The organism is Rhodococcus sp. Eu-32, from assembly GCF_003336925.1.
GTDB classification, from domain to species: Bacteria; Actinomycetota; Actinomycetes; order Mycobacteriales; family Mycobacteriaceae; genus Rhodococcoides; species Rhodococcoides kyotonensis_B.
On record NZ_QGNK01000001.1, the window covers coordinates 354,142 to 377,204 of the forward strand.

Consider the following 23,063-nt stretch of genomic DNA (forward strand, 5'->3'; position numbering starts at 1 on the left):
TGTGTACGTATCAAGGGAGGAAACGATGAGTCCGACGAAGAAGGAGCAGAGTGCCGTCACGACAGCGCACTTGCTCGACGTTGCGCGTGAGATGTTCGCGGAGTCGGGATTTTCCGGCGTCGGCCTCGAAGACGTCGCGGCTCGATCGGGTGTGACGCGTGGCGCGGTGTATCACCATTTCAAAAGCAAGAACGGCCTTTTCGCGGCGGTGCTCGATCTGGTCGCCGAGCGTGTCGCCGACGCGGTGTCGGACGCCGCGTCACGCGCGGACACGGACTGGGGTCAGTTGGTCGACGGCTGTCACGCATTCGTCGACGCCGCGTGTTCCGACGCGCATCGACAGATCCTGCTGGTCGACGGACCTGCGGTTCTCGGGTGGGCGACGTGGCGGGAGTCCGACGCCCGGCATTCGGGCAGGCTTCTGCGGGAGGGCTTGGCGGAGTTGCTCGGGTTGTCCGGCGCGTCGGCCGACCCTGCTGCGGTCATGTTGTCGGGGGCGATGAACGAGGCTGCACTGTGGTTGGCAAGGGCCGACGCAGGCCCGCAGGATCGTCGGGATGCGCACGCGATGCTCGACCGGTTGCTGGGGGCGTTGCGGACGTGACGTCGCTCAGTCTCGGCCGGTGAGGCGTAGGTCGCGAAGGCTCAGCGACAGCGCCAGTAGGCCCGCGATCGCGGCACCTCCGGCGGGAAAGATGACCCAGGGGTGGGCGATGGTCGGACGGAACGACGTCGAAACGTCGTCATCAGCGAAGGTGATTGCAGTCCAACCGAATTCGACCAATCGCTCGGCGTCGTCCCAGTGATCGACGGGCTGGGGTGGCCATATCGTCCACAGGGCGGCTGCTCCCGTACCCAGGGCTGCACCGAATGTGAGCAGAAGTACGAACAACCCGATACGCGAGCGGTGGCGATCGGAACTGATGCGTAAGCCTGCGTCGATGAGAAACGACGACAGGAGCAGCGCGACGGCGACACCCCCGGCAACCAGGTAGAGGGTTGCCGGGAACCATGATGGCCGGACTCGAGAGAAGTAGTCGACGGCGTCTGTGCCGTGCGGTACCGCCGAACGCCACACCACTGCTGCGCCGAGGCCCACGCAGGCGCCGGTAGCGGTCAGGGCTGCGACCAGTGCCTTTGTCTGCGAATTCTCCACGAGTGGAACGGTAGTAGGTCGTGCGTGTTCTTGTTGTCGGTGGCATCTGGTAGGGCGACTCGTTTCGTAAAGTGTTGTCTCGCAGCATATTCGCCCTTGCCAAGGCCCGGCCCATCCGATATAGTCGAACATAAGTTCGAATCGAGTCGGGGGGCTTGAATCCATGCCGTTCACGGAGCGCAGCGCGTTCGCGAAATACGTCGGACCACAGAAGAAACCGGTCATCGACACCGCCCTGTTGGGTGAACTGTCGCAGGTCGCGGTCCTGGAAAACCAGGCATGCGCACGCAAAGTCGCTCTCGCAGCCCACATGTGGGATTCGTGCATCCATCAAACCATCCAAGTCGGGGATTTGATCACCGACGCAGGTAACTACGCCGCCTCCGAAACCGCGAAAATCCTGGGCTGCTCGAAAACCGTCGCAGACACCTTCGCCGAAATCGGCATGGACCTACGCCTACGCCTGCCCGCGATCAAGAAAGCGTTCGACGCCGGCGAACTCGACCTCGCCCGCGTCCGTGCGATCTACCGAGTCACCTCCCCGCTGTCGCTGGATGCCGCCACCCGGATCGAAGCCGAAGTGTTGCAGGCAGCCCGTCGTCTGTCGCCCGGACCGCTGGCCACCGAGATCGCCGCGATAATCCAACGCACCGCACCCGACGAAGTCGCCGAAGTGCGCGAAGATCTGAAAAAACTCACCGGAGTGCGCTACCGCGACAAAGACCTCATCGCCACCATCGAAGCAACCCTCGACGCCGCCGACGCCGCCGCCTGCTGGCAATCGATCACCGAAATGGCCGCCACCCTATGCCCGCGCGACCCCCGCACCCGCAGCCAACGCCTCGCTGCCGCCTACACCGCGTGCATACGACGCGAAACCCATCTGGCGTGTACTTGCGAGGTCGACGAAGACCACCCCTGCACCGCCAACCGTGTGCTGCCGGATCGGCGGGTGCCGTTGACGTCGATCACCATCGACCTCGCCACCCTCGCCGCGTTTAACGATCTACCCGCCTACCTCGCCGGACACGGGTTGATCGACGCCGCCTACGCCCGCGAACTCGCCGCCAACAGCGACTGGCAGATCGTCATCACCGAAGCCAGAAACATCGCCGACGAACTCCACATCACCCTCGACAACAACACGGCCAACGACACGGCCAACGACGACGACGCCGCGACCGCGGAAGACACCGACACCGACACCGACACCAAAGGCGCAGAGCAGGACGCGAACAGCACGAACACTGCCGCCGATGACACCGGCGACGAAGACGAACGCGAAGAAGACGACAGCGACGCGGCCGAGGGCGGAGCTGGTCACCATAGCGAGACCACCGAGACCGCGGAGAGTGAAATCCCTGCGGCCCAGACCGACGACCAGGTCGACGAAAACCACAGTGACGCGGCCAAAGGAACGGTCGGCCAACAAAGCGCCGAGCCGAAAGATGACACCGGGGACGCCGCGGCCGAATCAGGAAATCACCCCGCAGCGACCGGAGGCTCGACACCCGTGAACCATCTGACGTTCCACCCCCTCGGACGCGGGCGACGCCGACGCGGACTGAACCTACCGAAACCCGCTGCAGGCGCCACTCGCGCACAGACCGTCCCCAACAACCCCGGACCCTACCGCGGCTCCTACACGCTCATCGCCGCGCTCGAGAAAGCGATCGCCGCCAACCCCGCAGTCGCCCAAGCGCTCTACCCCGACGGCCACGGCGGATTCATCGAACCACCCGCCGGAGCACTGCAGTACAAGCCGCGCACACAGCTCGCCGACCTGGTCCGCCACCGCGACCGCACCTGCCGATTCCCCGGCTGCGACGTCCCCGCAGCCAGCTGCGAACTCGACCACATCATCCCCTACCTCCACCACGACCCCGCCCGCGGCGGATGGACGATCCTGACCAACCTGCACTGCCTGTGCCGCTACCACCACTCCCTCAAAACCATGGGCGCCTGGCACACCACCATGCTCGCCGGAGCCATCGAACACTGGACATCGAACTCCGACAGCACCGCCGTCACCCTCCCCGGAAGCAGCGTCGGCGCAACCGATCTCACCGGCCACACACTCACACCACACATACCCCGCAAACGCAGACCCACATGCAAAGAAGAACCCGCCGAACCGGAATCGACAGCCCCACCGCCCGTCGAGCCCGACAAGACCAACGCGACAGAGAAGACCAGCGAGGCCGAGAAGGCCAGCGAGACAACCACCCACGATCAACCCACCGACCCCTGGAACGTCGATATCACCGGTAAAGGAAGGGTGGACGCCGATGACCCTGCACCGTTCTGAGCAGACCGCGGACCGCCAATATCGTTGCCGCCGTGCGGCGTCGGCGTTACGCGCCTCGGTGGCGAGGGTCGTCCAGCAGCTGTTTGCGCAGACCCGCGCGGTCCATTTTGCCCGGCCCACGCACGGGCAATGCGTCGACCAGAAAAAGCTCACGCGGCGCGGCAGTCGGATCGAGCGTCCGAATCACATACTCGCGCAACGACTCCAGCGTCACCGGCCCGGACGCGACGACCGCAGCCACGACGCGCTGGCCCAGCCGCTCGTCGGGCAGGCCGAGAACCGCGCATTCACGCACGAGCGGGTGTGTCACCAGCGCTGCCTCGACCACCTGCGGCACGACCGTCAGACCGCCGGTCGAGATGGCCTCGTCGAGCCTGCCCTGGATCGACAGCACGCCGTCGGCCAGAAGGCCGGCGTCGTCGGTACGGAACCATCCCGGCTCGGCGAACGCGGGATGATCCGGCATGCCGCGATACCCGAGTGCCACGGTCGCGCCACCGAGCACGACGCGGCCGTCGTCGAGGCGAACGGTCACTCCGTCCAACGGCACACCGTCGTAGACGCAGCCGCCCGCGGTCTCACTCATGCCGTACGTACGAACCAGCCGTATTCCGGCCGCACTTGCTCTCTCCCGCAACGGAACCGGCGTAGCCGCACCTCCGAGCAGGACGGCGTCGAACGACGCCAATGCCTCCGTCGCCGCGGTATCGTCGAGCACCTTGACCAGCTGCGTCGGCACCAGCGACGTGTATCGACGCCCGGACATCCGCGCGACGGCACCGGGAAGCAACGACGGATCGAAGCCGGCCGCGACGTCGAGAATCACCGGATCGGTTCCGGCGAGCGCGCTACGCAGCAGCACCTGCATCCCGGCGATGTGATGGGCGGGCAACGCCAGCAACCACGAACCGGGCCCACCCAGCCGGTCGTACGTTGCTGTTCCACTGGCCCGCAGCGCCGACGCCGACAGCATCGCGCCCTTCGGTGTTCCCGTCGTCCCGGAGGTGGCGACGACCAACGCAGCCGCGTCGTCGATCTCGGTGCCCGGCGCGAGGGCGTCGCGCAGCCTGGCGGTTTCCCGCTCGTCGGCAGCGGGGACGGGCAGGACCGCAGGGGAGCTGCCGTCCAGAACCGAGCGAAGCCGCGGCAGGAGATCTGCCGCGGCTTCACCGGTGGGAATCTTCAATTCTTCGAGCAAGTTCACATCGCAAGCCTATTCCGGCGGCTCGATCGTGAACGGGTCGGCAAGCGGCCACCCACCCTTGGCGAGGTTGGCACGGACGCGGGCGATGTCCTCTTCCCGCGGCATCTCGTTGGTCACCTTCGTGATCGTCACCGCGATGCCCGCCTTGTCCGCTGGGATCTGACCGTCGGCGATGAGCGCGTCCATCACCGCCTGGACCTCGTCGTCCGACAGACGACGTGCCAAGAGCGCGAACAGCGGCACGTAATCCGAATCGGGCACACCCTCCGGATAGCCCACGCGAAGCCACCCGAGGATCGAGGCCAAGAACTGAGGCACTGCCATCTACTTCAGCGACGCGGGATCGGCGAGCGGCCAGCCACCGGCGGCGAGCCGAGCCGACACACGCGTGATGTCGTCGGCGGTGGGCTCGTGGTCGACGAGCTCGCGGATGTACGTGCTGATCTCCTCGTTCGAGATCGCGCCGTCCTGAAGCGCACCGCCGACGGGGGAGACGAGGGACAGAACGACCTCGTGCACCTGCGCATCGGTCAGTTCGGCCTTGCGCAGCAACGCGACGAGCGGGAAACGATCCTTGGGCGGAACTCCCTCCGGGTAGCCGGCGCGAAGCCAGTTCAGGACGGAGCCGGGAAACGTGCTTGTCTCGGTCATGGAAGGTGTCCTTCTGATCAGAAGACGGAGATACCGAAGGTGCTGTCCAGGAAGTCCTTCATGATGAAGAGAATTCCGGCGACGATGGCGACGATCACGACGGCGAAGCAGAGAGCTGCTGCCGCGGTGGCGACTACCGGACGTGCAGTGGTGGAGCCTGCTGAAAGACCCGACGAAGCGGTAGCGGTCATCGAACCGTCGTCGCGCGCTTCACCGATGGACAGTGCTTTGAGCCCGACGGCGAAGATGGCAGGCAGACCCGCACCGAGGAGAAGTCCGACGAGGACGACCTGCCACAGCGAGTCGAGCGTGTGCTTGAGCGTTTCCATTGTGTGTGTCCTAAACCGTTGTGGTCGTCTTGGCGTCGGCCGGAACCAGTCCGCCGTCCCACTCGTCGTTGACGTTGTTCGGGTCGATCGGCTGGCGGCGCGAGCGGATGTACATGAAGGCTGCCAGCGCGACGAGGATCGCGAAGACGACGAGGATGCCGGGCAGTCCGCCGATGACGTCGGCGAGGAACCAGCAGATCGCGCCGACGATGGCGGCCGACGGCAGAGTGACAACCCAGGCGACGGCCATGCGTCCGGCGACGCCCCAGCGCACTGCCGCGCCCGGCTTGCCGAGTCCCGACCCGAGGATCGAGCCGGTCGCGACCTGCGTCGTCGACAACGGGAGTCCGAGGTGGCTCGACGTGAGAATGATCGCGGCCGAGGAGGATTCGGCTGCCATACCCTGCGGCGACGCGATCTCGACGAGACCCTTGCCGAGGGTGCGGATGACGCGCCAACCACCGAGGTAGGTGCCGAGTGCGATCGCGAGAGCGCAGGTGACCTTCACCCAGAGAGGCATCTCCGAGTCGGGGGTGACGGTGCCGTACGCGACGAGGGCCAAGAAGATGACGCCCATCGTCTTCTGCGCGTCGTTGGTGCCGTGAGCGAGCGAGACCAGCGACGCCGATCCGATCTGGCCCCAGCGGAATCCGCGTTCCTTCGACTTCTCGGGGACGCCGTTGGTGATGCGGTAGATGACCCACGTACCGACGGTGGCCACGAGGCCTGCGACGACGGGTGCGAGCACCGCGGGGAGGACGATCTTGCTCCACACGCCGTCCCAGACGACACCCGAGGTGCCGAGGCCGGCGATGGTGGCGCCGATCAGTCCACCGAAGAGAGCGTGCGACGAGCTGGACGGAATGCCCAGCAGCCAGGTCGCGAGGTTCCACAGAATGCCGCCGACGAGTCCGGCGAAGATGATGGTCAGCAGTGCCTGACCTCCGGTGTCGCCCAGGTTCACGATGCCCTTCGCGACCGTGGCTGCGACCTCTACGGAAAGGAAAGCGCCGACCAGATTCAGGACGGCGGACAGGGTGACCGCAACCTTGGGCTTCAGTGCCCCTGTTGCGATCGACGTCGCCATGGCGTTGGCGGTGTCGTGGAAACCGTTGGTGAAGTCGAAGGCCAGAGCCGTCACGACGACCACCAGAAGGACGAGGAATTCTGCGCTCACGAGAAAAGTGTGGGGCCGGTCCTGCCGAAAGCGATAATTTCGTTCGAAGTGTTCTTTTCGGGTTTCTGCAGGACCCCTTCCGTTCACCTTTCGTTCACACTTTTGCCTTATATGTCCGATTTGCGTGCGACCCCCGTCACTCGGCTTCGAACGTCGGCTCGAGCGACACTGTCGGACCGCTGTGGAACAGTGGAAAGCATGGATTTCGACGACGCTCCGAGCGGTGGGTTACCCAGCGGCGGGCACGGTGTGGACGAGGCCGTCGCGGCCGCGTTGTCGTACCTGGATTCGGTGGATCCCGCGACGGCTGCCGACGCTCGAACCGGCTGGGAGGGCCTGCGTCTCGTCTCGCCCGCCGCAGGTCCGACGCAGAGTTCGGTGCAGTCGTTCCTGTGGCTGCATCTTCGGGTTCTGGTCGACGACGCGGGTCGTGCCTGGGAGGTCGCACAGGCGCTCGCCGACCTGCTCGATCGACTCGGTCACGCCCGCTACGCCGACATCGCGCGCGGCGAGAGCACCCGAACGCTGCTGCATTCCGACGACGAAACGTGGCAGCAGCTCTTGTCCGACGCCGTGGCGCGGTCGGGTATCGGTGCGGAGAACACCGAACTCGTCACGTGGCAGGAAACGCCCGTCGGCCCAGAGCGGGCGATGGTCGACCTGATCGGCGAAACACTCGAAGTCGCAACGGTCGCAGGCGAATTCGCACCGAAACGGCTCGGCGGCGCGCCTCTGCGTGACACCACTCTCGCCTCGCGACGGCGCGGCATCACCGACTCGGTACTGCGGTCCGAGCGTGCGGGTGGCGTTCTCCTCGAGCAACTGCTCGATCACCGTCTCGAGCTCTGGACTCGATACAGTCCGCCGCGCGCCGAGCTGTATCGGGATCTCGCCCAGCCGCTGCACGACGCCGGTGAGCCTGCCTACGGATGTGTCCGACGGCTCGAAGGCCTGCTCGCCCAGGTCGGGGAGGGTGTCGACGTCGACGCCGATCTGTCCGATGTGTCCGGACGTCTGTTGCAGCGGCTCGGACTCGTCCGCAAACACCATGGTCGGCTCGTGCCGACGACGCGTGCCCGCGGCATCAGCGCCGATCGGATGTGGGCCACCGTCGTCAGTCGATTGATCGGTACCGACTACCACCCGGACACCATCGCCGCCGAGGTGATGGTGGCCGAGGTCGCCCGTGGGCAGTGGCCCCACGGCACCACCATGTTGACCACCGCACTGTTGCGGTCGGAGGGATGGACCACCGATCCCGATCCGGACGCCGACGCCGTCCTCGTCGACCTCGTCACGCTCGGGTCGCCGCGTGAGACGGACACCCCGTCGTCGGACGCGATGCGGCTGGCTGCGGCCGTGCTCCGACACCGGCTCCTCCATACTCGGCTTCCCGCTCTCTGATCGGAGGCCGCCGCTAAGCTGACAGCTGCCTGTCCCATCCGACGGGTGGGACCGTCATCGGGAGGCGCAGTGGAACACGATGCCGTCGAACCGAACCGACGGTCGCAGGCGCGACGTCAGAGCGACTCGGCACGTCGATACCTCGACCTCGAAGCGACGACGCTCGCCTTGCGGTCGACCGTGGAACTGGCTGCGCGCAGCGTCGGATTCGCGATCGCGCAGCTGAACGTTCTCGACGAGAACACCCAGTACACCCTCGTGAACATCGGCGGCCCTCCCGTGTCGACCGTCGATCGATCGACGACCCTGTGCGACGACGTCGTCCGCACCGAGAAGCCGGCCGTCGTCGCCCGCAACCGCATCGACGCGACGGTTCGCCAGCGAGGCATCCTCGACGAGGTCGGCGTCGCCGCATACGCGTCGGTGCCGCTGCGTGGTCGCGAAGGTCTGGTGATCGGAACGCTGTGTCTGCTCGACCGAATGCCGCGCGACTTCAGCGACGGGCAGTTCCAGGAACTGGAGCAGTTCGCGTCGATCCTCGAAGAACAGCTCGACCTGCACCGACGCGTCGGGTCGAGCCCCACGCGACTCGACAGCGACCACGACCTGACCGGAGCGCTGGATGCCGGACAGATGGTGCCGTGGTTCCAGCCCATCGTCGACATGCGCACCGAGAAGACCGTGGGGTTCGAGGCGTTGGCGCGCTGGCACCACCCCACGAAAGGGCTCGTCGCCCCCGCGGACTTCGTGCCGTTCGCCGAATCCACCGAGCTGATCATCGACGTCGACCTCGCCGTGATGCGGCAGGCGGTGAACGAAGCCGAGAAGTGGCATACCGTGCGCCCCGACCTGCGGCTGAGCGTCAACCTGTCCGGTCGTCATCTCAAGCACCCCGACGCGGTCGCGCAACTGCAGAGCTCGGTCGCCACGTCGTCGGTGTCGCCGTCCATGATTTCGTTGGAGTTGACGGAAACGACGTCGGTCAGCGACGGCCCGTTGATTCGCCGTCACATCGAGGACGTGCATGCCCTCGGGTTCCGTGTGCTGCTCGACGACTTCGGATCGGGGTGGTCCTCGCTCGAACGCCTGGTGACGCTCGAGCCCGACGGCATCAAGATCGACGGCCAGCTCACCAAGTTCGTCGACACCGAGCGTGGCCGCGCGCTGCTGCGCGCGTTGTCGGTCGTCGCGCAGGATCTCGAGATGTCGATGATCATCGAAGGCGTCGAGACGCGGGAGCAGGCGGACATCGCGCTCGACCTCGGATGCACTCTGGCGCAAGGCTTTCTGTGGTCGAGGCCGCTGTCGGCGAGCGCGGTGCGGCGCTCGCTGAATCTGTAGTCAGTCGCCGCGCACGTCGCGTCGCAACGGATGATCCGACGGGATCTCGACGAGAACGATCGGAACGCCGTCGGGATCGCGCAGCCACATCTCGATCAGACCCCACGACTCCTGCTTCGGATCCCGATCGACCGCGACGCCACGCTCGCGCAGCTCGGCGGCCGCGGCCTCGATGTCACGAACCTGGAGCCACAGGGCACCGTCGAACGTGCTCGGCGTCGACGAACCGCCGTGAGCCGCGACCTCGATGAGGCTCTGGCCCGCGAAGAAGACCGTCCCCGCGCCGTACTCGCGGTGCACGGCAAGTCCGAGGTCGTCGCGGTAGAACGCGAGCGTGCGGTCGTAGTCGGCGGGACGCAGGATGGTTCGACCGCTCAGAATCTCCACGACACATCGATACCACAGGATTCGGACATCACGCGGTGATCCGACGCGTGCACAGGTCAGATCAACTGCGTCGCCACGCGGTTTCCGCCTGCAGCCTTCGCCTTGTACATCATCGAATCCGCCACGCGCGACGCGGTTTCGACGGTGTCCGCGCCGTTGGTCCACAAGTCGGAATCGGCGTACAGAATTGCGGCCCCCACGCTGACCGTCACCGGAACCGCGTCGTTCTCGCCGTGCAGCGCGCGCCGAATTCCGTGGATCAGCGCGTCGATGTGCAACCGGGAGGTGACGACCGCCGCCAGGTACTCCTCACCGCCGGTGCGTCCCAGAATGCCGTAGCGCGCGACGTGCGCGGTGAGGCGTTCGGCGACGCGGCAGATCACGGCGTCGCCCTCGTCGTGCCCGTAGACGTCGTTCACGGACTTGAACCTGTCGATGTCGACGACGATGATCGCCGCGCACCGACCTTCCTGTCGTCCCTGCTCCCACAGAACCGCAAGTCCGTTGTCGAGGCCGCGACGGTTGAGCAAGCCGGTCAGCGGGTCGAGGACCGAACTGCGGGCGTCGGCGGACAACGTCGTCAAGAAGATGTGCGACGTGACGGGCACGCTCATGATGCCGAGAAGGACGACGTTGGTCTGCACGAGCAGCGTGATCGGATCGACGTCGCCGCGGAGCCAGAGCGCCGTCGCGAACGTCAGCGTCGTCACCGACGCGAACACCAGGTGCGCGACGACCCAGCGCGGGCTGAGGAAGAACGTCACGAACGCGCCGATGACGGAGAACAGGACGCACCCCAACAACGCGTTGTGCCAATCGAAGACACTGAGCTCGGCGGCGACGCCGAGGTCCGCATACAGCGCGAACGCGACGACGCCTTTCTTGCCGGGGAACGGAAGCAGCAGCCACATCGCAGCGATGACGATGTTGGCGGTGCTCAGTGTCAGCGTCAGCACCGTTGCTGCGGTGCCCGTCGGCCCGCCCTCGGCGAACAAGCTGAGAAACGCCATCAGGCTGATGTTGAGCATCGACAGCGCGACGATGGCCCGGACGATCCGGCCCGACGGATGCGTGTTCTGGAACTCGGTCATCCATTCGTAGTCGTGAGACTGAACGAACCACTCCACCACGGACTCCCACGCGCCGCCGGGGCGTTCGCTCCGACGGCGTGTGAGGGGGTCACGAGAGAGGGACAATGCGGCGCCCGGGCTCAGAAGTAGCGCGGGAACGGCGACCAGTCCGGGTCGCGCTTCTGCAGGAACGAGTCACGGCCCTCGACGGCTTCGTCCGTCATGTACGCCAGGCGCGTCGCCTCACCGGCGAACAATTGCTGTCCGACCAGCCCGTCGTCCTGAAGATTGAACGCGTACTTGAGCATTCGCTGAGCCTGCGGCGACTTCGAGTTGATCTTCTTCGCCCAATCGATGGCCACGTTCTCGAGTTCGTCGTGATCGACGACGCGGTTGACGGCGCCCATGGTGTGCATCTCCTCGGCCGTGTACACCTCGCCGAGGAAGAATATCTCGCGAGCGAACTTCTGGCCCACCATCTTCGCGAGATACGCACTGCCGTAACCGCCGTCGAAGCTGCCGACGTCGGCGTCGGTCTGCTTGAACCGCGCGTGTTCCCGGCTCGCAAGGGTCAGATCGCACACGACGTGGAGGCTGTGTCCGCCGCCTGCGGCCCATCCGTTGACGAGACAGATGACGACCTTGGGCATGAATCGGATCAGGCGCTGAACCTCGAGGATGTGCAGTCGGCCCGCCCGTGCTTTGTCGACGGTGTCTGCAGTTTCGCCTTCTGCGTACTGGTAGCCGCTGCGTCCACGGATGCGCTGATCTCCGCCCGAGCAGAACGACCACACTCCGTCCTTGGGGGCGGGACCGTTACCGGTGAGGAGCACGGTGCCGACGTCGGAGCTGACGCGCGCGTGCTCGAGCGTCCGGTACAGCTCGTCGACGGTGTGCGGCCGGAAAGCGTTTCTGACCTCGGGCCGATCGAACGCCACGCGCACCGTGTCGTCGGTGACATGACGGTGGTACGTGATGTCGGTGAGATCCTCGAAGCCGGGAACGGGTTGCCACAGAGCAGGGTTGAAGGTCACCCAGTTCACGATAGAGCCACCTGCCGACGTCGGAACCGGTACGCCTGACAATTGTGCGATTCGAGGAGAGATACGGTGCAACGATGACGGACAGTGCAGGTAAGGACGACTACGAGCACCACGGCGGATTCCCTCGGTACACCCCCGCGGAGGTCGGGCCCGAGTACGGCAGACTCGTCGACGCCCTCAGGACGCTGCAGGATCTGGCGGTCAGCACGGCGCCGACGCCCGAGGTGACCGAGGACGCCGCCGAACGCGTCGAAGCTTTGATCGACTTGTTGAAGCCGTTCGCGGTACCCGAAGGCGAGCAGCCTGCAGGCCGCGTCCTGTCGCTGCCGGGACGCGGCTCGCTGCTGATGCTGCCGTGGACCGTCGAGAAGTTCGACGCCGAAGGTGTCCGTAGCCGTGGCATGTTCCGGCGCTATCACCTCGGCGGCAACGGCGCTGCGCACGGCGGGACGCTCCCGCTGCTGTTCGACGACCTGTTCGGCATGATCCAGCATGCGTACGGCCGTCCGATCAGCCGTACTGCGTACCTGCACATCAACTACAGAAAGATCACGCCGCTCGACACCGAGCTCGTCGTCGAGGGCAGCGTCGACAAGGTGGAAGGTCGCAAGACGTTCATCAGCGCGGTGCTGAAAGACCGCGAGGGCACGGTCCTCGCCGACTGCGAGGCTCTCATGGTCCAGCTGTTGAAGGGCCAACCGTGATTCCGTCCATCGACGAACTGCTCTCCGAGTCTGCTGTTCTGTCGTTGCCGATGCGGACGAAGTTTCGCGGCATCACCACGCGCGAGGTCATGCTGATTCGCGGACCGGGCGGGTGGGGCGAGTTCTCGCCGTTCGTCGAGTACGACGACTTGGAGTCGGCGCCGTGGCTGCGTTCGGCGATCGAAGCTGCATGGGACGGGCCACCCGAGCCCTATCGCGCAAGAGTGCGCGTGAACGCGACCGTGCCTGCCGTCTCCGCGGCCGAGGTGCCCGGCATTCTCGCGCGATACCCCGGCGTCGACACCGCGAAGGTGAAGGTCGCAGAAAAAGGACAGACGCTGGCCGACGACGTCGAACGCGTCCGGGCAGTGCGCGCCGAGATCCCGCGGGTGCGCGTCGACGCCAACGGCGGATGGACCGTCGACCAGGCCGTCGAAGCCCTCACGTTGCTGACCGAGGACGGAGACCTCGAATACGCCGAACAACCCTGTGCGACGGTTCCCGAGCTCGTCGAGGTCCGCAGGAGGCTGCCCGGAGTGCGCATCGCCGCCGACGAGAGCATCAGGCGCGCCGAGGATCCGCTGCGCGTCGTGCGGGCCGGGGGAGCGGACGTCGCAGTGCTCAAGGTCGCCCCGCTGGGCGGTATGCGAGCGCTGCTCGAGCTGGCCGGTGAACTCGGCGAGTACGGCGTGCCCGTCGTCGTCTCCAGCGCACTCGATTCGGCCGTCGGGATGGCGTCGGGACTCGCGGCCGCGTCGGCGATTCCACGGCTCGAGTTCGCGTGTGGACTCGGCACCGGAAGCCTGCTGGAAACGGACGTCGCGGACGGGGCCGAACTGGTCGACGGAACCCTCCCGGCCGGACCCGTCGAACCCGCCCCCGAACGGTTGCGCGCACTCGCCGCATCCGACGAGCGAACCAGGTGGTGGCACCAGCGACTTCGGCGGACCTACACGCACCTGCGGTAACCTTCCGGCGGTTACGTACTGACCTGTTATTACCCGGGAGGAAAGTCGAAGTGGTTGCTGCTCTGAAGGAATCGTTGCTCGACGAGTCGAAGCGCGACGTGCTGCTCGCCGACGTCATCGAGCTGATCGACGCCGAGGTGTCGGACAAGAAGGGCGCAAGCGGCCTCGCCGTCAAGGGCGGCTACGGTGCCGTCAAGAAGGTCGGACCGTCGTACATCGAGCGGGCCGTGGAAGCGCTGTGGCCCGACTTCGTCACGCAGCTCGAGCCGTTCTGGCAGTCCTACAACGCTGCGCCGGCAGGAACGTTCGCCGACTACCTCGTCGCGAACTCCGACCAGGTCTCGAACGCGCTGCTGTCGGTCACCGACTCGCGCATCGAGGAGACCGACAAGGGCGTCGTGAAGAAGTTCTACGGCAGCCTGCGCGGTTCGGCGCAGAAGAACGTCGCCGAGGCGCTCCCGCGTCTGGGCGCACTGGTCACCAAGTACGCCGGATAGGCGCCTTCGGCGCACGTGAGTGCCAATGTATAGCCCGCTATACATTGGCACTCACGTGGCTGCGAAGCGGCCCGCCCGCACAGCCTCGACCAGCAACGCATGGTCGGCCTCGGTCTGATCCGCGTACAACCGTGCGAACCTGCTCAACGCGACGTCCACCGCATCGGACGTGCCCAGGTAACCCGCGATCATCGACGCCCCACTCGTACGGGCGTGCCCTTTCGCCAACAGCCGGCCGACGACGCCCGCATAGTCCACGAGCGCAGGCGCATCGATCGATCCGAGGTCGATCGTGCCCTTCATGTTCCTGAACTGCCGCACGTAGTACTGACGTCCGTCGATCGTCGTCCACCCCAGCAGAGGGTCGCTCACCGTCTGCAGATCCTGCTGATATTCGACGACGCGTTGCCCCTGATGCGCGTGCCACGCCGACTCACCGTGCACGTACGGCGCCAGCACCGAACGCCTGGCCTGCTTGAGCTGCAGGAACACGACGTCGTCGGGACTCGAACCCTCCAGCAGCGCGACATAGGCGCGCAGCCCGACACTGCCGACGCCCACGACCCGATGCGCGACGTCGATCAACGTGTATCCGCCGAGCACTCGCCGCCAGTGCGGAGACAGCGTCGTCAGATACTCGTCGAGTCCCTCGGCGAGCAGCTCCTCGTCGCGCGCCGAGATCCGCGTGGTGATCGGCGGCTCCTCGACGAGCCGCCGCTTGCCCTCGTGCTCCTCGGTGAACTGCGGCAGCACGCGGTCGCTCGTGCGTCGCCTGGCCTTCTTGGTCGCCCGTTTGATCTCCTTGCGCAGCGAACCCTCGGTGGCGTCGGCCTCGAGCTTGTCGGCGGTCAGACGCTGGAACGAGCGCGACATCAGCGGCTCGTCCGCCAGACGCGACACCTCGATGCGATACGCCCGAACACACGCGACGACGGCTTCCTCGCACTGCTGCTCGGTGCGTCCGTTCTGCCGGCCCGCCACCCAGATGCTGGCGACGAGGCGTCGTAGATCCCATTCCCACGCGCCGGGGTGGGCCTCGTCGAAGTCGTTGAGGTCGATGACCAGATCGCGTTCGGGGGAGGCGTAGAAGCCGAAGTTACCGAGGTGCGAGTCACCGCTGACGACGGGCGTGATTCCCGTCGACGGCAGCATCGCGACGTCGCGTGCCATGACGATCGCGGTTCCACGCAGGAACCCGTACGGCGATTCGACCATCCGCTCGACGCGGACAGGGATCAGCCAGTCGATGCGCCCGTCGTGCGAGAACTCGATCTGACGGATCGGATCGAGTCGGTTCGCGGGCGGTGCCCAGTTGCCCATCGACTCACGAGACACCTTGTCGCGCAGGCTTTTTCCGAGCCGATAGCGCTCCTCGCGCGGAACCGGTCGGGCCCGGAGAGTGGCGAACGATCTGCCGTCGACGTCGACGATGTCGGGGACGACGGTGTGGCCGTGTCGAGCTTCGTGCATGGATGAACTGTAAAACCGAGCGTCGGCCTGCGCGTCAGGAAGGGGTGCCGGGACGCTCGATCGACGTCACCGCGGGCGGCAGTCCCCACTCGGTACGCCCGAGTCGGCTCAGCGGAGCGATCGCCTCGAACGACGGCAGCCCGTCGGCAGCGAGGAACTCGGGACGGACGGCCACCGCGACGACGTCGCCCATCACGACGAACGAGTTACCGACCTCGACGACCCGGTGAAGGGTCGCCTCGATCGCGATCGGTGATGCCGCGACGCGGGGCGCCTTGACTCTCTCGCTCGGTTCGCTCGCGATGCCGAGCTCGTCCAGCTCACTGACACCGTGGTCGTAGCCGGCGGACGAGGCGTTGACCTGTTCGAGCAACGGCTCGGTGGCCAGGTTGATCACGAACTCGCCCGTCGCCTCGATGTTCCGCAGGCTGTCCTTGCGGCCGACGGACGTGAATTGCACGACAGGCGGGTTCGCCGACGACACCGAGAAGAAGCTGTAGGGCGCGAGATTGGCCACGCCGTCGGCCGACACCGTCGACACCCACGCGATGGGACGCGGTACGACAGACGCCGTGAGCAGGGGATAGAAGGCGCGGGACGGCAACTCGGCCGCATCGAAGACTGTTCGCACCGATCCATCCTGTCAAAGACCACGCACTCGGGCCGACCTACGCCTCCACCCGAGAATCTGACAATCTGAAGTAGTGAACCCATCCACTGCTCAGGCTGCCGCCGTCGTCGACGAACTCGTACGCGGCGGCGTCCGCGACGTCGTGTTGTGCCCAGGCTCCCGGAACGCGCCGCTGGCGTTCGCGCTGCAGGAAGCCGACGCCGAGGGCCGTCTGAGTCTGCACATGCGCATCGACGAGCGGACCGCGGGCTTCCTCGCGATCGGCTTGATCATGGGCAGTGGCCGTCCGGTTCCGGTCGTCATGACGTCTGGCACGGCCGTCGCGAATCTCGGTCCCGCGGTCCTCGAGGCCAACTACGCGCGCGTCCCGCTGATCGTGCTGAGCGCGAACCGGCCGTACGAGATGCTCGGAACCGGCGCGAACCAGACCATCGAGCAGCTCGGTCTGTTCGGCAGCCAGGTGCGCGCGACGATCAGCCTCGGCCTCGCCGAGGACGACGCAGGCCAGAACAGCCAGTGGCGTAGCGCGGTGTGCCGCGTCCTCGCCGCGGCCCGTGGCACGCGATCCGGGAACGCGGGCCCGGTGCATTTCGACATCCCGCTGCGTGAGCCGCTCGTGCCGGATCTCGCCGACCCCACACCCGCGCCCGAAGGTCGCGACGGCGGCGCCGCATGGACGACGACGCAGCAGGCGACTCTCGACGTTCCCGTCGACATCGATCTGTCTGTCGACACGATCGTCGTGTCCGGTCACGGTGCGGCGCTGCGCCCCGAGCTCGCAGGTCTGCCGACCGTCGCCGAGCCGACCGCGCCGCTGCACGGTCTCCCGCTGCACCCGATGGCTCTGTCTCAGCTGAAGCCGCGGCAGGCGATCATCACCGGACGGCCGACGCTGCACCGACCGGTGTCGGCCCTCCTCGCGGATCCGGCTGTCGACGTCTTCGCTCTGACGACGGGTCCGCGCTGGCCCGACGTCTCCGGCAACGTCCTCGCGACGGGCACGCGTGCGGTCGTGTCGGGCACCCCGCGGGACGCGTGGATCGAACGCTGCCGGACGCTGTCGGCCAAGGCCGATCTTGCGGTCCGCGACCAGCTCGCGTCGCACCCGAAGCCGACGGGTCTGCACGTGGCCGCGACGGTCATGTCGTCCTTGCGCGACGGCGACCAGCTGCTGCTCGGCGCCTCCAACCCCGTGCGCGACGCGGCCCTGGTCAGCTATCCCGCGCCCGGCGTGCGTGTGCTGTCCAACCGCGGCGTCGCGGGCATCGACGGAACCGTGTCGACGGCCGTCGGCGCGGCGTTGTCCCGGGGTGGGCGCACGATCGCGCTGCTCGGCGACCTGACGTTCCTGCACGACGCGTCAGGCCTGTTGATCGGGTCCGGCGAGCCGCGGCCGAAGGATCTGACGATCGTCGTGGCCAACGACGACGGCGGCGGCATCTTCGAACTGCTCGAGCAGGGCGATCCGCAGTACGCGGGCGCATTCGAGCGCGTGTTCGGCACGCCGCACGGCATGGATCTCGCGGCGCTGTGCGCGGCATATCGGATCGAGCACAGGAGTGTGGACACAGCCCAGCTCGCCACCGCCCTCCAGGACAGCGCGGATCAGATCAGGGTGCTCGAAGTGACGACCGAACGCTCCGGCCTGCGCGAACTGCACGCGGGGATCAGGGCGCGCCTCTAGCTGTACGAATTCCGAACAGTTCCGGGTCACTCCTACGCGAGACTATGATCTGGAACACAGTAGGAACGTCGGAGGTGCCACGATCGTCGCTATCGAACAGCACCCGGTCCGCCCCGAGATCGCACTGTCGTGGAAGCGGTCGCTTCTCAGCGGTGTCGACCCGTCGGCGACGGTCGCCGTCGATGTCCAGGTCGAGGTCGACAGCAGGCTGCTGCGCGCCGCCGCGCCGGTGCTCGAACAAGTCGGGCAACAGATCGCGGGCACCGGGTTCTGCGTGCTGCTTGCCGACCGCGACTGCCGCGTCGTCGCCTCCGTGTACGCCGACGGGACGATCCGCCGTGCCGTCGAGCGTCTCGGAGTGTTCGACGGCGCGCTGCTGGGAGAGGACTCGGCCGGGACCAACGCGGTCGGCACGCCACTCGAGACCGGGCGAAGCATGGTCATCCACGGTGACGAACACTTTCTGGAGAGCTTCAAGGGCCTCAGCTGTTACGGCCACCCGGTGATCCATCCGGTCACGAAGCGCGTCGAAGGTATTTTGGACATGACCGGCGTTGCGGCACATGCCAATCCGCTGTTCGCCCCGTTCCTGGCGAGAGCCGCGTCGGACATCGAGGCACGGTTGCTCGAGGGCTCGAAAGCGTCCGAACGACGGCTCGTCGACGCCTTTCAGCGCATCTCGCACCACAAACACGTCGCGGTGGCAGCCATCAGCGACGACTTCCTGCTGACCAACCGAACCGCGATGGACGTGCTCGACACCGAGGATCACGCCACCTTGCGTGAGCTCGCGTTGGATCTGGGTGCCGACGGCAGCCGCGTCGTCGCCGTCGACCTCGCGTCGGGAATACGGGCGAAGGTCAAGGCCGACCGTGTGGCAGGCGCCGACGGCGGTGCCCTGTTCACCGTGTTCGCCGACAAGCAACGATCACCGATTCGGCGCAGCGAGCACTCGTCGCGTCGACAGCGTTACGAGCACGACGTCCGACTCGCCCGTACCGACGCCGGTGCTCTGTCGATCAGTGGTGAGCCGGGGTCGGGTCGGACCACCGCCGCGGCGGAGGTCGCAGGCGAGGGCCCGGTGAGCTGGCACAACGCGACGTCGATCGCGTTCGACGGTGTCGACGACTGGACGCGCAGGCTCGTCGACGCCGGACGCGAACCGGGGGTCATCGTCGTCGAGAACGTCGAACTGGTGCCGGAAACGCTGCTGCCGATCCTCACCGACCTCGTGTCGACCCCGAGCGACGGGCACCGTGTCGTGCTGACCGGCGCACCCATGTCGCACCTGCCGACGGCGACGGCCGCGCTCGTCAGTCGGTGTCCGAACAGACTGCATCTCACTCCGCTGCGTGAGCGTCGACCCGAGATGGCCGACCTCGCTCGAACGGTGCTCGACGACGTGGCACCCGGAGTTCGGTTGGCGCCCAGCGCACTCGACGCACTCGCGTCGGCGCACTGGCCGGGCAACTTCGCCGAACTGAAGGTGGTGCTGACCAGCGCGGCCGACGCCCGGTCGTCGGACCGTATCGACGTCGCCGATCTCCCCGAGGATTATCGGTCGAGTACGCGCGCGTCACGACTCGGCGGTCGAGAGCAAGCCGAACGGACGGCGATCATCGACGCTCTGAAAACGTGCGGCGGCAACAAGTCTCACGCCAGCATGCAGCTCGGCATCAGTCGCAGCACCCTCTACGCGCGGATGCGCGCGCTCGACGTGACCTGCTGACGGACGGCCCGTGTGGTGTGTTCGAAGATCGAACAGTTACACAGCCGCACACGACGGAAATATGGCCTGCATCACATGAGTGATCGACCATATGAAGGAGCGTTCGATGACGGCCGTTGCAGACCACCCCATCCCGAGCGAGGCACGACACTTCCTCGCAGGACCGAAGAAGCTGTACATCGACGGACAGTTCGTCGACGCGGCGTCCGGTCGGACGTTCGCGACGTACAACCCCGCCGACAGCGAGAAGTTGACCGACGTCGCCCACGGCGAGGCCGAGGACATCGACCGCGCGGTGCGGGCAGCGCGTCGGGCGTTCGAGGACGGGCCGTGGTCGCGCATGAAAGCCAACGAACGCGAACGACTCATCTGGCGAGTCGGCGACATACTCAGCGAACGCGCCGACGAGTTCGGACAGCTGGAAGCGCTGGACAACGGAAAGTCCGCCGTCATCGCCAGTGCTGTCGACGTCGCTTGGGCCGCAGACGTTTTCCGCTATTACGCGGGCTGGGCGACGAAGATCGAGGGCAGCACGGTCAACGTCTCGATGCCCTTCGCGCCGGGCGGTGAATTCCACGCCTACACACTGCGCGAGGCGATCGGAGTGTGCGGCCTGATCATCCCGTGGAACTTCCCGATCCTCATGGCCTCGTGGAAGCTGGCACCGGCATTGGCAGCGGGCAACACCGTCGTCCTGAAGCCGGCCGAGCAGACACCGCTGACGGCTCTGCTGCTGGCCGAGGTCTTCGAGGAAGCGGGCTTCCCACCGGGAGTCGTCAACGTCGTGACCGGCTTCGGTGACGCGGGAGCGGCACTGTCCGGGCACGACGACGTCGACAAGGTGGCGTTCACGGGTTCGACCGAAGTCGGCAAGAAGATCGTCGACGCGGCCAAGGGCAACCTGAAGAAGGTGACGCTCGAACTCGGCGGGAAGAGCCCGAACATCGTGTACGCGGACGCGGATTTCGATGCGGCAGTGGAAGGTTCGCTGAACGCGTGGCTGTTCAACCACGGACAGTGCTGCGTTGCGGGCACACGCCTGTACGTCGAGGACTCGATCTTCGAGAAGTTCACCGAGGCAGTCGCGCACGCGGCGAGCCAGGTCAAGATCGGACCCGGCCTCGACCCCACCACCCAGCTCGGCCCGTTGATCTCGCAGGAGCAGTTCGACAAGGTGACCGGCTACCTCCATGCGGGCATTGCCGACGGCGCACGTGCGCTGACCGGTGGAAAGCGTTGGGGCGACAAGGGATACTTCGTCGAGCCGACCGTGTTCGTCGACGTCGATCCGTCGTACTCGATCGTGCAGGAGGAGATCTTCGGGCCCGTCGTTGCGGCACTTCCGTTCTCGGCCGACGACGGCCCCATCGCCGCGGCCAACGATTCGATCTACGGCCTGGCCGCTGGCATCTGGACGCGCGACATCTCGAAAGCGCACAGGACGGCGAAGCGGCTCAAGGCCGGCTCGGTCTGGATCAACCAGTACAACGGCTTCGACACCGCCATGCCGTTCGGCGGATTCAAGCAGTCCGGTTGGGGTCGCGAGCTCGGCGCGTCGGCCATCGATCTCTACACACAAACCAAAGCAGTGAACATCGCCCTCTGAATTTCTCTTCGACCGACGGGACAAGAACGTGAAGACCACAGCAGCAGTACTTCTCGAAGCAGGCAAGCCGTTCGAACTGATGGAGCTCGAACTCGACGGACCCGGTCCCGGTGAGGTGTTGATCAAGTACACGGCAGCGGGGCTGTGTCATTCGGATCTGCACCTGACCGACGGTGATCTGCCTCCACGCTTCCCGATCGTGGGCGGCCACGAGGGATCGGGCATCATCGAAGAAGTCGGACCGGGCGTGACCAAGGTCAAGCCGGGGGACCACGTCGTCTGCAGTTTCATCCCCAACTGCGGGACGTGTCGCTATTGCGCGACGGGTCGACAGAACCTGTGCGACATGGGCGCCACCATTCTCGAGGGCTCGATGCCCGACGGTTCGTTCCGATTTCATTCCAAGGGAACGGATTTCGGTGCGATGTGCATGCTGGGCACGTTCGCCGAGCGGGCGACGATCTCCCAGCACTCCGTGGTCAAGGTCGACGACTGGCTGCCGCTCGAGACTGCCGTGCTCGTCGGATGCGGGGTGCCGTCGGGATGGGGAACCGCCGTCAACGCGGGCAACCTCCGAGCCGGCGACACCGCGATCATCTACGGAATCGGCGGCCTCGGCATCAACGCGGTGCAGGGCGCGGTCGCGGCGGGATGCAAGTACGTCGTGGTCGTCGACCCGGTTGCGCTCAAGCGCGAGACCGCGCTGAAGTTCGGTGCGACGCATGCCTTCGCCGACGCCGAGAGCGCCGCCGAGAAACTGAACGAGCTGACGTGGGGGCAGGGAGCCGACGCCGCGCTGATCCTCGTCGGAACCGTCGACGAGGACGTCGTCAGCGCAGCCACCGCGGCGATCGGCAAGGGCGGAACCGTCGTCATCACCGGGTTGGCGGATCCGACGAAGCTGACGGTGCACGTGTCCGGCACCGATCTGACGCTGAATCAGAAGACCATCAAGGGAACGCTGTTCGGATCGATGAACCCGCAGTACGACATCGTCCGGCTGCTGCGTCTCTACGACGCGGGTCAGTTGAAACTGGACGAGCTCATCACCAGCAAGTACAGCCTCGAGGACGTCAACCAGGGATACCAGGACCTGCGCGACGGCAAGAACATCCGCGGCGTGATCGTGCACGACGCGTAGTTCGACGATCGGGCCGGCAGCGCGTCCGCTGCCGGCCCGATCAGTCCTGGCCTTCCTGCTGTTCTCGCTCGGCCGCCCAGTCGTGTGTCTCCTGGGTTTCCTGCTCGACCATGTCTCGGACCATGTCGTTGATGAGCGACTCGATCTTGCCGCCGATGAGCGGAATCTTGACGGTCGACGTGCCCTTGACCGTGATGATCGAGCCGGTGCCGTCCGGGCGCAACGACATGGTTCCGTTCACCGACGCCGGGATGGCCGTCGCGCCCCCGGCCAGGGTGCCGTCGGCGCGGTCGCCGTCGAACGGGCCCCACGAATCGGTTCGAGTGACGAGCAACCGGCCTCGGACGACCTTCTTGACGAACCCGGGTAGCTCCGACGTGCCGACTTCGTCGGTGATGTCGACGGTCAGACCGCCGTGATCGTGTCTGGTCAGCTCGTAGCCGTCGGTCTTCTGCGCCCGCTCGAACCGGGCGAGCCACTGCTCTTCGCTGTTCAGAGCCTCGTAGACCTCCTCGGGAGAGTGTTCCGACGAGACCGTGAACTCGAAGTCGCGCGACATAGCA

The 23,063-nt window shown here is 66.4% G+C and carries 23 protein-coding genes; 11 read left to right on the forward strand and 12 right to left on the reverse strand.

Translation table 11 applies throughout. The annotated features are described in order from the left end of the window. The first annotated feature begins 25 nt into the window (after positions 1-25). A complete protein-coding gene (locus DK926_RS01780) occupies positions 26-604 on the forward strand; it encodes a TetR/AcrR family transcriptional regulator (protein WP_114328196.1) in 579 nt (192 codons plus the stop codon). A gap of 6 nt (positions 605-610) precedes the next feature. Here DK926_RS01780 and DK926_RS01785 read toward each other — a convergent pair whose 3' ends face one another. Further along, a complete protein-coding gene (locus tag DK926_RS01785; protein WP_114328198.1) occupies positions 611-1,156 on the reverse strand; it encodes a hypothetical protein in 546 nt (181 codons plus the stop codon). 163 nt (positions 1,157-1,319) lie between these two features. On the opposite strand from DK926_RS01785, the gene DK926_RS26975 reads away from it, so the two are divergent. Continuing rightward, positions 1,320-3,464, forward strand: a complete 2,145-nt coding sequence (locus DK926_RS26975; protein ID WP_243636589.1) for an HNH endonuclease signature motif containing protein — start codon at positions 1,320-1,322, stop codon at positions 3,462-3,464. Between the two features lie 46 nt (positions 3,465-3,510). On the opposite strand, the gene menE is transcribed toward DK926_RS26975, so the two are convergent. The 5 genes from menE to DK926_RS01815 are packed head-to-tail and all read right to left on the reverse strand — an operon-like array spanning position 3,511 to position 6,825. Next, positions 3,511-4,668 carry an o-succinylbenzoate--CoA ligase gene (gene menE, locus DK926_RS01795; RefSeq protein WP_114328200.1) on the reverse strand — a complete coding sequence of 386 codons (1,158 nt, stop codon included), beginning with the start codon at positions 4,666-4,668 and terminating at the stop codon, positions 3,511-3,513. 9 nt (positions 4,669-4,677) lie between these two features. Continuing rightward, positions 4,678-4,992 (reverse strand): DUF3349 domain-containing protein, encoded by a 315-nt coding sequence (locus DK926_RS01800; protein ID WP_114328202.1) that lies wholly within the window; start codon positions 4,990-4,992, stop codon positions 4,678-4,680. Next, a complete protein-coding gene (locus tag DK926_RS01805) occupies positions 4,993-5,319 on the reverse strand; it encodes a DUF3349 domain-containing protein (protein ID WP_068429254.1) in 327 nt (108 codons plus the stop codon). Positions 5,320-5,336: 17 nt separating this feature from the next. Continuing rightward, positions 5,337-5,648, reverse strand: a complete 312-nt coding sequence (locus DK926_RS01810; protein WP_114328204.1) for a hypothetical protein — start codon at positions 5,646-5,648, stop codon at positions 5,337-5,339. 10 nt (positions 5,649-5,658) lie between these two features. Further along, complete coding sequence (locus tag DK926_RS01815) at positions 5,659-6,825, reverse strand: inorganic phosphate transporter (RefSeq protein ID WP_114328206.1); 1,167 nt, start codon at positions 6,823-6,825, stop codon at positions 5,659-5,661. Positions 6,826-7,023: 198 nt separating this feature from the next. Here DK926_RS01815 and DK926_RS01820 point away from each other — a divergent pair, with 198 nt between their 5' ends. Then, the gene (locus DK926_RS01820) at positions 7,024-8,229 is read left to right on the forward strand and encodes a hypothetical protein (protein WP_114328648.1); all 1,206 of its coding nucleotides are present in this window, start codon (positions 7,024-7,026) and stop codon (positions 8,227-8,229) included. 69 nt (positions 8,230-8,298) lie between these two features. Beyond that, positions 8,299-9,570: an EAL domain-containing protein gene (locus DK926_RS01825; RefSeq protein ID WP_068429267.1), complete on the forward strand. Its 1,272-nt coding sequence runs from the start codon at positions 8,299-8,301 to the stop codon at positions 9,568-9,570. Here DK926_RS01825 and DK926_RS01830 read toward each other — a convergent pair whose 3' ends face one another. The 3 genes from DK926_RS01830 to DK926_RS01840 all read right to left on the reverse strand — a co-directional run bounded on the left by DK926_RS01830 (position 9,571) and on the right by DK926_RS01840 (position 12,061). Beyond that, complete coding sequence (locus tag DK926_RS01830) at positions 9,571-9,957, reverse strand: VOC family protein (protein ID WP_068429270.1); 387 nt, start codon at positions 9,955-9,957, stop codon at positions 9,571-9,573. A gap of 56 nt (positions 9,958-10,013) precedes the next feature. Then, entirely contained in the window at positions 10,014-11,084 is a 1,071-nt protein-coding gene (locus DK926_RS01835) for a GGDEF domain-containing protein (RefSeq protein WP_243636590.1), read from the reverse strand. 83 nt (positions 11,085-11,167) lie between these two features. Continuing rightward, positions 11,168-12,061, reverse strand: a complete 894-nt coding sequence (locus DK926_RS01840) for a 1,4-dihydroxy-2-naphthoyl-CoA synthase (RefSeq protein WP_114328650.1) — start codon at positions 12,059-12,061, stop codon at positions 11,168-11,170. An 83-nt stretch (positions 12,062-12,144) separates the two neighbouring features. On the opposite strand from DK926_RS01840, the gene DK926_RS01845 reads away from it, so the two are divergent. The 3 genes from DK926_RS01845 to DK926_RS01855 are packed head-to-tail and all read left to right on the forward strand — an operon-like array spanning position 12,145 to position 14,239. After that, positions 12,145-12,774, forward strand: coding sequence for a PaaI family thioesterase (locus DK926_RS01845; RefSeq protein ID WP_114328210.1), 630 nt, complete (start codon positions 12,145-12,147; stop codon positions 12,772-12,774). Then, positions 12,771-13,742 carry an o-succinylbenzoate synthase gene (locus tag DK926_RS01850; protein WP_114328212.1) on the forward strand — a complete coding sequence of 324 codons (972 nt, stop codon included), beginning with the start codon at positions 12,771-12,773 and terminating at the stop codon, positions 13,740-13,742. Before DK926_RS01845 ends, DK926_RS01850 begins: the two co-directional genes overlap by 4 nt. Positions 13,743-13,792: 50 nt before the next feature. Beyond that, entirely contained in the window at positions 13,793-14,239 is a 447-nt protein-coding gene (locus DK926_RS01855) for a hypothetical protein (RefSeq protein ID WP_068429278.1), read from the forward strand. Between the two features lie 51 nt (positions 14,240-14,290). Here DK926_RS01855 and DK926_RS01860 read toward each other — a convergent pair whose 3' ends face one another. Beyond that, entirely contained in the window at positions 14,291-15,709 is a 1,419-nt protein-coding gene (locus tag DK926_RS01860) for a DUF2252 domain-containing protein (RefSeq protein WP_114328214.1), read from the reverse strand. A 34-nt stretch (positions 15,710-15,743) separates the two neighbouring features. Then, the gene (locus tag DK926_RS01865; RefSeq protein ID WP_068429284.1) at positions 15,744-16,340 is read right to left on the reverse strand and encodes a flavin reductase family protein; all 597 of its coding nucleotides are present in this window, start codon (positions 16,338-16,340) and stop codon (positions 15,744-15,746) included. A gap of 73 nt (positions 16,341-16,413) precedes the next feature. Here DK926_RS01865 and menD point away from each other — a divergent pair, with 73 nt between their 5' ends. The 4 genes from menD to DK926_RS01885 all read left to right on the forward strand — a co-directional run bounded on the left by menD (position 16,414) and on the right by DK926_RS01885 (position 22,500). After that, entirely contained in the window at positions 16,414-18,024 is a 1,611-nt protein-coding gene (menD, locus tag DK926_RS01870) for a 2-succinyl-5-enolpyruvyl-6-hydroxy-3-cyclohexene-1-carboxylic-acid synthase (protein WP_114328216.1), read from the forward strand. Positions 18,025-18,253: 229 nt separating this feature from the next. Beyond that, complete coding sequence (locus DK926_RS01875) at positions 18,254-19,753, forward strand: helix-turn-helix domain-containing protein (protein WP_243636591.1); 1,500 nt, start codon at positions 18,254-18,256, stop codon at positions 19,751-19,753. 106 nt (positions 19,754-19,859) lie between these two features. Beyond that, a complete protein-coding gene (locus DK926_RS01880) occupies positions 19,860-21,359 on the forward strand; it encodes an aldehyde dehydrogenase family protein (RefSeq protein WP_114328652.1) in 1,500 nt (499 codons plus the stop codon). Between the two features lie 28 nt (positions 21,360-21,387). Beyond that, positions 21,388-22,500, forward strand: coding sequence for an NDMA-dependent alcohol dehydrogenase (locus DK926_RS01885; protein WP_068429294.1), 1,113 nt, complete (start codon positions 21,388-21,390; stop codon positions 22,498-22,500). A 40-nt stretch (positions 22,501-22,540) separates the two neighbouring features. Here the strand turns inward: DK926_RS01885 and DK926_RS01890 are convergent, their stop codons facing one another. After that, entirely contained in the window at positions 22,541-23,059 is a 519-nt protein-coding gene (locus tag DK926_RS01890; RefSeq protein WP_068429297.1) for a DUF2505 domain-containing protein, read from the reverse strand. Between the last annotated feature and the right edge of the window lie 4 nt (positions 23,060-23,063).

What these genes read in the sequence shown, in the direction of transcription:
- DK926_RS01780 (WP_114328196.1), top strand. Translation starts at nt 26, where the DNA reads ATGAGTCCGACGAAGAAGGAGCAGAGTGCCGTCACGACAGCGCACTTG.
- DK926_RS26975 (WP_243636589.1), top strand. Translation starts at nt 1,320, where the DNA reads ATGCCGTTCACGGAGCGCAGCGCGTTCGCGAAATACGTCGGACCACAG.
- DK926_RS01800 (WP_114328202.1), bottom strand. Translation starts at nt 4,992, where the DNA reads ATGGCAGTGCCTCAGTTCTTGGCCTCGATCCTCGGGTGGCTTCGCGTG.
- DK926_RS01805 (WP_068429254.1), bottom strand. Translation starts at nt 5,319, where the DNA reads ATGACCGAGACAAGCACGTTTCCCGGCTCCGTCCTGAACTGGCTTCGC.
- DK926_RS01810 (WP_114328204.1), bottom strand. Translation starts at nt 5,648, where the DNA reads ATGGAAACGCTCAAGCACACGCTCGACTCGCTGTGGCAGGTCGTCCTC.
- DK926_RS01820 (WP_114328648.1), top strand. Translation starts at nt 7,024, where the DNA reads ATGGATTTCGACGACGCTCCGAGCGGTGGGTTACCCAGCGGCGGGCAC.
- DK926_RS01845 (WP_114328210.1), top strand. Translation starts at nt 12,145, where the DNA reads ATGACGGACAGTGCAGGTAAGGACGACTACGAGCACCACGGCGGATTC.
- DK926_RS01860 (WP_114328214.1), bottom strand. Translation starts at nt 15,709, where the DNA reads ATGCACGAAGCTCGACACGGCCACACCGTCGTCCCCGACATCGTCGAC.
- DK926_RS01880 (WP_114328652.1), top strand. Translation starts at nt 19,860, where the DNA reads ATGACGGCCGTTGCAGACCACCCCATCCCGAGCGAGGCACGACACTTC.
- DK926_RS01890 (WP_068429297.1), bottom strand. Translation starts at nt 23,059, where the DNA reads ATGTCGCGCGACTTCGAGTTCACGGTCTCGTCGGAACACTCTCCCGAG.